Here is a 7724-nt window from a genome sequence, read left to right as displayed (position 1 = left end):
CCACTTCCAGGAAGCCATGACCGCCCGTCGGCACAATCAGCTCGCCCGCCGTTTCGATCCGTGGGCCGACCGCCTCACCACGCTCAATGGCGCGGCGCAGGGCGAAATCATTGCCGTGGCTCTCGGCGACCAGACGCACCGTGGTCACGCCAGCATGCAGGGACCGGCGCGCGTTCGCCGCCATCCGCAGCGCCTGCTGGGCGTCGGTTTCATTCTGCAGTTCGGCGCCCGCCGCACCCGGCAGCTTGAGCCCGAAATGGACGTGCATGTTCATCAGGCCGGGGATCAGCCAGCGGCCGTCCATCGGCACGACCTCGGCGTCCTGGGGCACGACGACCGAGGCGCGCGGGCCGATCTGGACGATACGCTCACCCTCGATCAGGACCACCGCGTCATTCAGCGTTGTCCCGTTTTCAACGGACACCACCGAACCGCCCACCAGAGCCACGCGCTTATCGGCAGGCGCGGCGACCGCTGTCGATGCGGCGAAAGCCACCACGACGGCGCAGCTTCGCAACCAGCGATTTAGGATCGATTTGCTCATTTTCCCCTCCGAAAACAGACCGTCTTTACGCGACCCGCAGGATCACTTTAAAAGTCCGTTCGTAAGTAACAATGCAACAACAAGCCTCATGAAGTTGCGTTTTTCGCAACATACGAGGCGCGGCTTTCCGGCGCACCTGATCAGGCCGCAGCGACCGTCAGCCCGTCTGTTCGCAGAAATCCGCCCAGGCAGGCCGGTCACGCCGCACCATGTCGGGCCGACGCGCGTACCAACCCGCGCCATGCATCCGCGCCACCAATCCCATTGCGGCGGCATCGACATGCAGGCGCTCGCCGTCAACGAAACGGTTGTCGATATGGAAGACCGTCACCTCGCCCAGCACCACGGTCGAGGCGTCGCTGACGTCGATCCGATGCTTCAAACGGCACTCCATGCTGACCGGCGCCGAGACGATGCGCGGCGGCGCGACATCGACTGACGCCACGGTCTCGATGGCCCCCACGTGCAGTTCATCAATACCGGGCGGGGCGTCGATGCAGGTGAAGTTCATCGCATCCAGATCGGCCTCGGCCACCAGGTTCACGACGAACTCGCCCGTCTCCAGAATATTGGCGCAGGTGTCCTTATAGGCGCCGTCAGGCCGCCGCATCAGCCCCAGAGCCACCAAAGGCGGCTCCGCCGACATCATGTTGAAGAAACTGTAGGGCGCCGCGTTCCTGACGCCGGCCTTCGACAGGCTGGTCACCCAGGCGATGGGCCGGGGCGTGATCGATGCGCTCATCAGCTTGTAACGATCAGCGGCGGCCAGACGACTGAAGTCGAACTGCATCAGCCCTTGCCGCCCTTCCAGGCGACCGGCGCCTGCGGCGCGGCGTTGACGCTGAGCTGGAACACATCCGGCCGCGAATAATGGCCCGCCACGTCGAAATCATATTTGCCGCGCGTCACCGCCGACAGATCGATGTCGGCATAAAGGATGGTCTCGCCCGAATAGTCAGGCCCGGCCAGAACCTCACCCAGCGGCGCGACGATCATGCTGCCGCCGCGCATCAGGATCGTATCCGGGTCATCGCCAAGCGCACAGTCATAGTCGGCGGCGTAGGCGCCCCGACGAATATGCTGACAGGCCGACAGGACGAAGCACCGCCCCTCCAGCGCGACATGCTGCATCGTCGCGGCCCAGCCGTCGCGGTCGTCCGCCGTCGGCGCGCAATAGATGCTGATCCCCTGATCATACATCGCCATGCGCAGCATCGGCATATAGTTCTCCCAGCAGATCACGGCGCCGATCCGGCCTAGGCTGGTTTCGATCACCGGCAGGGTCGAGCCGTCGCCGAAGCCCCAGATCAGACGCTCTGCGCCCGTGGGCATCAGCTTGCGGTGCTTGGCGATCAGACCCCGCCCGCCGTCGAAGAACAGGGCCGTGCAGTACAGGGTGCCGCCGTCGCGCTCGATCACTCCCATGACCACGAAGGCCTCGGTTTCAGCGACCGCCTCAACCACCGCGCCGACCTCGGGACCGTCCAGATCGACCGCCCCTTCGTAATAGCGCTGATAGTCCGCGCGCCCTTCCGGCTTGCGCATGCCCACAGGCGTGCCGAACGACGCCCCCTTGGGATAACCGCCCAGGAAGGCCTCCGGAAATACGATCAGCTTCGCGCCCGCAGAGGCCGCCTCGCGGATCAGACCCGCCGCCTTGTCTGCTGAAGCTTGAGGATCATGGGGCGAAGATGCGGCCTGGACGACGGCGGCCTTGTAGGACGGGCTCATGCGGACTCTCCGATACCTCGACTGACACTGTGCAGATTAGTTGCATTTGACAGTAAATGGAAGATATTTTAGACCTATAATATATTGACCGAAGGGAGGCGTCCATGTCCGTTGGCGGATATGATCAGTACCGGGAGGACGTCATTGGCCGCGCCAATGTCGCCGATACGCCCGCACTGGTCGACTATTACAAACAGCTTTCCGGCCTGGGCGTCGGCGCCCTGTGGACCGTCGCCAACAAGATCGAACCGTGGGAGCCGGTCTCGACGTCAAAGCCCATGCTGTGGCGCTATGACGACCTGCGCGACCATGTGCTGAAGGCGCTGGAGCTGGTGACGCCGGAACAGGCGGGACGCCGCGTCATCTATCTGGAGAACGAAGGCCGCGCGGACGTGGTCGCCGCCGTCGGCTGGCTCTATTCCGGCCTGCAGGTGATGAAGCCGGGCGAATGCGCATCCAGCCATCGTCACAGCGCCTCGGCCTTGCGGTTCATCATGGAGGGCAGCGGCGCCTTCACAAATGTCGACGGGCACAAGATGACCCTCGGCGCCAACGACTTCGTCCTGACGCCCAACGGCACATGGCACGAACACGGCGTTGATGAATCCGGCACGGTCTGCATCTGGCAGGACGGGCTGGACATCCCGCTGATGAATGCGCTGGAGGCCAACTTCTATGAGGTCCACCCGGACCTGAACCAGGCTATCGCCTATCCTATCGACGACAGTACGGCGACCTGGGCGGGCGCAGGCCTGCGTCCGGCCGAACACGGCTGGACGCGCCGCTATTCGCCCCTGCTGAAATACGAATGGGCGCCGACCTATGAGGCGCTGGAGAAGTTCGCCCGCGTCACTGACGGCTCGCCCTACGACGGCGTCCACATGGAATATGTGAACCCGCACACCGGCGGTCCCGTCATGCAGACCATAGGGGCGGCGATGCAGATGCTGCGCCCCAGCGAACACACGCGCGCGCACCGCCACACGGGCAGTATTGTCTATCAGTGCGCCAAGGGGGCCGGATATTCGGTCATCAACGGCCGCCGCTTCGACTGGAAGGAACGGGACATCTTCGTGGTCCCGTCCTGGGCCTATCACGAGCATGCCAATGCGTCAGATCGCGAAGACGCCTGCCTGTTCTCCTTCAACGACCTGCCGTCCATCCGCGCCCTGGGCCTCTATCGTGAGGAAGCCCTGGGCGAGAACGACGGCCGTCAACCCATTCTCTCTCGCTAGCTCCTTCCAGAAAGACCAGATCATGCGCCTTGTAACCTACCGCGCGTCCGTAGAGGCCGAAGCCCGACTGGGCGCCATCAGCGGCTCCCTGGTGGTGGACCTTCAGCGACTGGGCGCGGCGACCAACACGCCGCTGCCGTCCACCATGCTGGAGTTCATCGACCTGGGCCCCAACGCCGTGACGGTCGCCAGCAACCTGATCGCAGCGGCCAATGACCTCTTCCCCGTTGGCGTGGCGACGCCTCTGGCCAATGTGAAGCTGCTGGCCCCCATCCCCCGCCCGCGCAAGAACATCTTCGGCATCGGCCTGAACTATACCGAGCATGTGGCGGAATCCGCCCGTTCGCTGGACACGTCCGCGGACCTGCCGCGCCAGCCGGTCATCTTCTCCAAACCCCCGACCACGGTCGTCGGCCCCGGTGATCCCATCGTCCACAACGCCAAGATCACCCAGCAACTGGACTGGGAAGTCGAGTTGGCCGCGGTCATCGGCGTCGCCGCCAAGGGCGTGGCGCGTGAAGACGCCCTGACCCACGTCTTCGGCTATACGGTGCTGATCGACATGAGCGCCCGCGACTGCCGCCGCGCGGGTCAGTGGATCTATTCCAAGGGCCAAGACACCTTCGCCCCCATGGGGCCGTGCATCGTCACCGCCGACGAAATCCCGGACCCGCAGACCCTGGACCTCAGCCTGTCGGTCAACGGCGTGCAGAAGCAGTCCAGCAACACCGCCTATATGCTGTTCAAGGTCGATGAACTGATCGCCGACATCAGCCAGGGCATCACCCTGGAGCCGGGCGACATCATCGCCACAGGCACGCCCGCAGGCGTCGGCGCCGGTCTTGATCCGCAGGAATGGCTGTGGCCCGGCGACACCATCGAGGCCGAGGTGCAGGGCATCGGCCGCCTGCGTCACGCCGTCATCGCCGCCTGACAAAAAAAGGGGAGGACACCCGTCCTCCCCTTTCTTCTTTTGCATGGTCCGCTTCGACGTTCAGTTCGCCAGCAAGGCTTCAATCCGCTCCCGGATGTCCTGAGGCCATTCGACGGCCTTCTGACGATCCAGGTCCATGCAGACCAGAACGGCGGACGCCCGGATGCGGTCCACGCCGCCGCCGGTGATCCCATATTCGATATTGCAGCTGCTGCGTCCGATGCGGGTCGGACGAACCGTCACCGACAGTTCATCGCCCAACAGGCCCGGCGCCATGAACTCGCACTCCAGCTTGACCGTCGGCACGCCGATGCGACGCTTCAGATGCATGGTGGCGAAGTCGGCGCCCATGTCGGCAAACCAGTCCTCCAGCACCGCATTCAGCATCTCGAAGTAGCGCGGATAGAAGACGATCCCCGCGGGATCGACGTCGGCGAAACGCACCTTCAGTCGGGTCTCGAAACTCATCCTTGTCCTTTTCCGGCGATGGACGCCTTTAGTGTCGCCAGCAGCCCGTAGAGCTGCGCCTGATCCTCGACGCCGACATCGGCGAACACCTCGGCGATCCAGCGATGGTGCGCCGCCGCCAGCAGGTCGAACTGGGCCTTGCCCGCAGCGCTCAGCTCCACGATGGACGAGCGCCTGTCCTCGGGATCAGCCCGCGCCTCAACCAGACCCTGTTCCTGAAGCTGGCGGACGATGGCCGTCACATTGCCGTTGGACACCAAAAGGGCGCGCGACAGTTGGCCCATGGTCTGACCTTCAGGGTGACGGTTCAGCGAGGCCATGACATCAAAGCGCGGCAGGGTCGTATTGAACTGATCCTGAAAATTGCGCCGCAGCATCTTCTCGATGGTCATGGAGCAGCTGAGCATCCGCAGCCACACCCGCACGTCCATCGGCCCGCTGGCCCCGCCGTCCAGCTTCTCCGGCATGGAGACCGAGGTCGGTCTAGTCTGTTCGTCCATCACCCACGCGCCATTTCCGCCTGTTTCTGGAACTGGCGAATAAGCTGATCCTGACCCGAGCGATACGCTGCAGGCGTGCTGATCGCGCGCCCGGCCTGAGCCGCCGCCCGCAGGGTCCAGACCGGGTCGGCCAGATGCGGACGCCCCAGCGCCACCAGATCGGCGCGGCCCGCCGCCAGAATGGAGTTGGCCTGATCCGCCTCGGTGATATTGCCCACGGCGATCACCGGCACGCCGACCTCATTGCGGATCTGATCGGCCATCGGCGTCTGGAACATGCGGCCATAGACCGGGCGCGCCTTCGGATCGGTTTCGCCCGCTGACACGTCGATCAGGTCAGCCCCAGCCGTCTTCAGGCGTCGGGCGATCTCGACCGCCTCGGTGATGGTGACGCCCGCCTCGCCCGCCCAGTCCGTCGCCGACAGACGCACGGCCAGAGGCTTGGCCATCGGCCAGACCGCACGAACCGCCGCGACCACCGCCAACGGGAAACGCAGACGGTTATCCAGGTCGCCGCCGTGGGCGTCTGTGCGATGGTTCAACAACGGCGTGATGAAGCTGGACAAGAGCCCGCCATGGCCGGCGTGGACCTCAAGCATGTCGAAACCCGCCGCATCCGCTCGCTGCGCCGCAGCCACGAAGTCAGCCGTGATCCGCGCCATGCCCGCCTCATCCAGCGACTGAGGCGTCAAACCACCCTCACGCCACGGGCGGTCGGATGCCGCGACCACCGGCCACGGCTGGGCCAGAGGAACATCGATCCGACCGCGCGCATCGGGCGGCTGGCACGAACCGCGCGGTCCGGCGTGACCGATCTGGGCGCAGGTTGCAGCGCCGTCATAGCTGCGGGCCAGAGCATTGATCCGCGACCAGACATCGATCTGGGTGTCATCATACAGACCGGGGCAGGCCGGGGTCATCCGCCCCTCGGGCGACACCGCCAGCGTCTCCGTCATGACCAGCCCCGCCCCGCCCAGCACGCGCGCTCCATAGTGGGTCAGGTGGAAGTCTGTGGCCGCGCCGTCATCCTGCGCCGCATAGACCAGCATGGGCGGCACCACGACACGGTTGCTCAGGGTCAGGCCGCCGACCGTGAACGGTGTCAGAAGCGGCGGGACGACATCGCCATTGTCGGGGTCGTCGGCGAACCATTGCTCGATCTTGGACAGCCAGGCCTCATCCCGCTGTCGCAGGTTCTCGTGGCTGACACGCTGGCTGCGAGTCAGCAGCGAATAGGCGAACTGACGCGGGTCAAACCCGGCGTACCGTTCCAACGTCTCGAACCATTCGGTCGAGTTGCGGGCGCTGTTCTGGATTTTCAGAACCTCGACCTGACGTTCGTCCTGATACTCCGCCAGCGCTCTGGTCAGGTCGTCTCGGCCCTCCAGCCCCTTCCGGCTCAGCACCTCGGCCAGTTTGATCGCATCCTCCAGCGCCAGCTTGGTGCCCGAGCCGATCGAGAAGTGCGCCGTGTGCGCCGCATCGCCCAGCAGGACGACATTGTCGAACGACCACCGCCCGCAGATCACACGCCGGAAGTTGATCCAGGCCGCCGAACCACGCAGGTGCGAGGCGTTCGTCAGCAGGGCATGTCCATCCAGATGACGGGCGAAGATGCGCTCGCACAGGGCGATGGTCTCTGCCTGATCCAGATGCTCCAGCCCCAGCGTCTCCCAGGTCTGGGGCGAGCACTCGACGATGAAGGTCGAATGGGTTTCGTCGAACCGATAGGCGTGCGCCCAGATCCATCCCGCCTCGGTCTGTTCAAAGGCGAAGGTGAAGGCGTCGAACTGTTTGGTCGTGCCCAGCCAGATGAACTTGTTGGCCCGCGTCTGGATGTCGACGTCGAACCGGTCTTCATACTGCGTGCGGATGCGGCTGTTCACGCCGTCGGCGGCGACGATCAGGTCATAGTCGGCGAAGGCCTTCAGATCGGCGCTGAACTCATGCTCGAAATGCATGATGACGCCCAGCTCACGCGCCCGCGCCTGCAGGATCTGCAGCAGCTTCAAGCGCCCGATGCCGATGAAGCCGTGCCCGGACGACCGCTCGGAGGCGCCGTCGATGGCCACCTCGATATCGTCCCAGTGCGCAAAGCTGGACATGATGGTCTCGGCGCTGACGGGGTCGTTCCGCGTCAGATTGCCCAGCGTCTGGTCCGAGAACACCACCCCCCAGCCGAAGGTGTCGCCCGCGCGGTTCCGCTCGAACACATGGACCTCGTGCGAGGGGTCCCGCAACTTCATCGAAATCGCAAAATAGATGCCGGCAGGTCCACCGCCGAGACAGGCAACACGCATTTTCAGGCCCTC

The 7724-nt window shown here is 64.8% G+C and carries 8 protein-coding genes; 2 read left to right on the top strand and 6 right to left on the bottom strand.

What is annotated here, in order from left to right; all coding sequences use genetic code 11:
* From QZ281_RS01110 to QZ281_RS01100, 3 genes are all read right to left on the bottom strand, one after another.
* Positions 1-544: amidohydrolase family protein (locus tag QZ281_RS01110; protein ID WP_292223665.1), on the bottom strand; the 544-nt coding region annotated here is incomplete at its 3' end.
* A 157-nt stretch (positions 545-701) separates the two neighbouring features.
* Positions 702-1334, bottom strand: coding sequence for a flavin reductase family protein (locus tag QZ281_RS01105; RefSeq protein WP_292223662.1), 633 nt, complete (start codon positions 1332-1334; stop codon positions 702-704).
* Positions 1334-2275, bottom strand: a complete 942-nt coding sequence (locus QZ281_RS01100; RefSeq protein ID WP_292223658.1) for a carbon-nitrogen hydrolase family protein — start codon at positions 2273-2275, stop codon at positions 1334-1336. Before QZ281_RS01100 ends, QZ281_RS01105 begins: the two co-directional genes overlap by 1 nt.
* A 104-nt stretch (positions 2276-2379) precedes the next feature.
* Here QZ281_RS01100 and QZ281_RS01095 point away from each other — a divergent pair, with 104 nt between their 5' ends.
* Both QZ281_RS01095 and QZ281_RS01090 read left to right on the top strand, forming a co-directional pair.
* Entirely contained in the window at positions 2380-3510 is a 1131-nt protein-coding gene (locus QZ281_RS01095; RefSeq protein WP_292223654.1) for a cupin domain-containing protein, read from the top strand.
* Between the two features lie 22 nt (positions 3511-3532).
* On the top strand, positions 3533-4444 hold the full coding sequence (locus QZ281_RS01090; RefSeq protein WP_292223651.1) for a fumarylacetoacetate hydrolase family protein: 912 nt from the start codon (positions 3533-3535) through the stop codon (positions 4442-4444).
* Between the two features lie 60 nt (positions 4445-4504).
* Here the strand turns inward: QZ281_RS01090 and QZ281_RS01085 are convergent, their stop codons facing one another.
* From QZ281_RS01085 to QZ281_RS01075, 3 genes are read right to left on the bottom strand one after another with little or no spacing between them, the layout of a single operon-like run.
* Positions 4505-4912, bottom strand: coding sequence for a thioesterase family protein (locus tag QZ281_RS01085; RefSeq protein ID WP_292223649.1), 408 nt, complete (start codon positions 4910-4912; stop codon positions 4505-4507).
* Positions 4909-5412, bottom strand: coding sequence for a MarR family transcriptional regulator (locus QZ281_RS01080; RefSeq protein WP_292223646.1), 504 nt, complete (start codon positions 5410-5412; stop codon positions 4909-4911). The genes QZ281_RS01085 and QZ281_RS01080 overlap by 4 nt, the downstream gene beginning before the upstream one ends.
* Positions 5412-7712 carry a bifunctional salicylyl-CoA 5-hydroxylase/oxidoreductase gene (locus QZ281_RS01075; RefSeq protein WP_292223643.1) on the bottom strand — a complete coding sequence of 767 codons (2301 nt, stop codon included), beginning with the start codon at positions 7710-7712 and terminating at the stop codon, positions 5412-5414. The genes QZ281_RS01080 and QZ281_RS01075 overlap by 1 nt, the downstream gene beginning before the upstream one ends.
* Positions 7713-7724: the final 12 nt, after the last annotated feature.

It is taken from the genome of Brevundimonas sp. (assembly GCF_018608325.1).
Lineage (GTDB): Bacteria > Pseudomonadota > Alphaproteobacteria > Caulobacterales > Caulobacteraceae > Brevundimonas.
This window is presented reverse-complemented; position numbering and strand designations above follow the sequence as displayed.

Bases quoted from the DNA above. Each gene is read 5' to 3' on its own strand.
- QZ281_RS01105 (WP_292223662.1), bottom strand. From the start codon at position 1,334: ATGCAGTTCGACTTCAGTCGTCTGGCCGCCGCTGATCGTTACAAGCTG.
- QZ281_RS01100 (WP_292223658.1), bottom strand. From the start codon at position 2,275: ATGAGCCCGTCCTACAAGGCCGCCGTCGTCCAGGCCGCATCTTCGCCC.
- QZ281_RS01095 (WP_292223654.1), top strand. From the start codon at position 2,380: ATGTCCGTTGGCGGATATGATCAGTACCGGGAGGACGTCATTGGCCGC.
- QZ281_RS01090 (WP_292223651.1), top strand. From the start codon at position 3,533: ATGCGCCTTGTAACCTACCGCGCGTCCGTAGAGGCCGAAGCCCGACTG.
- QZ281_RS01085 (WP_292223649.1), bottom strand. From the start codon at position 4,912: ATGAGTTTCGAGACCCGACTGAAGGTGCGTTTCGCCGACGTCGATCCC.
- QZ281_RS01080 (WP_292223646.1), bottom strand. From the start codon at position 5,412: ATGGACGAACAGACTAGACCGACCTCGGTCTCCATGCCGGAGAAGCTG.
- QZ281_RS01075 (WP_292223643.1), bottom strand. From the start codon at position 7,712: ATGCGTGTTGCCTGTCTCGGCGGTGGACCTGCCGGCATCTATTTTGCG.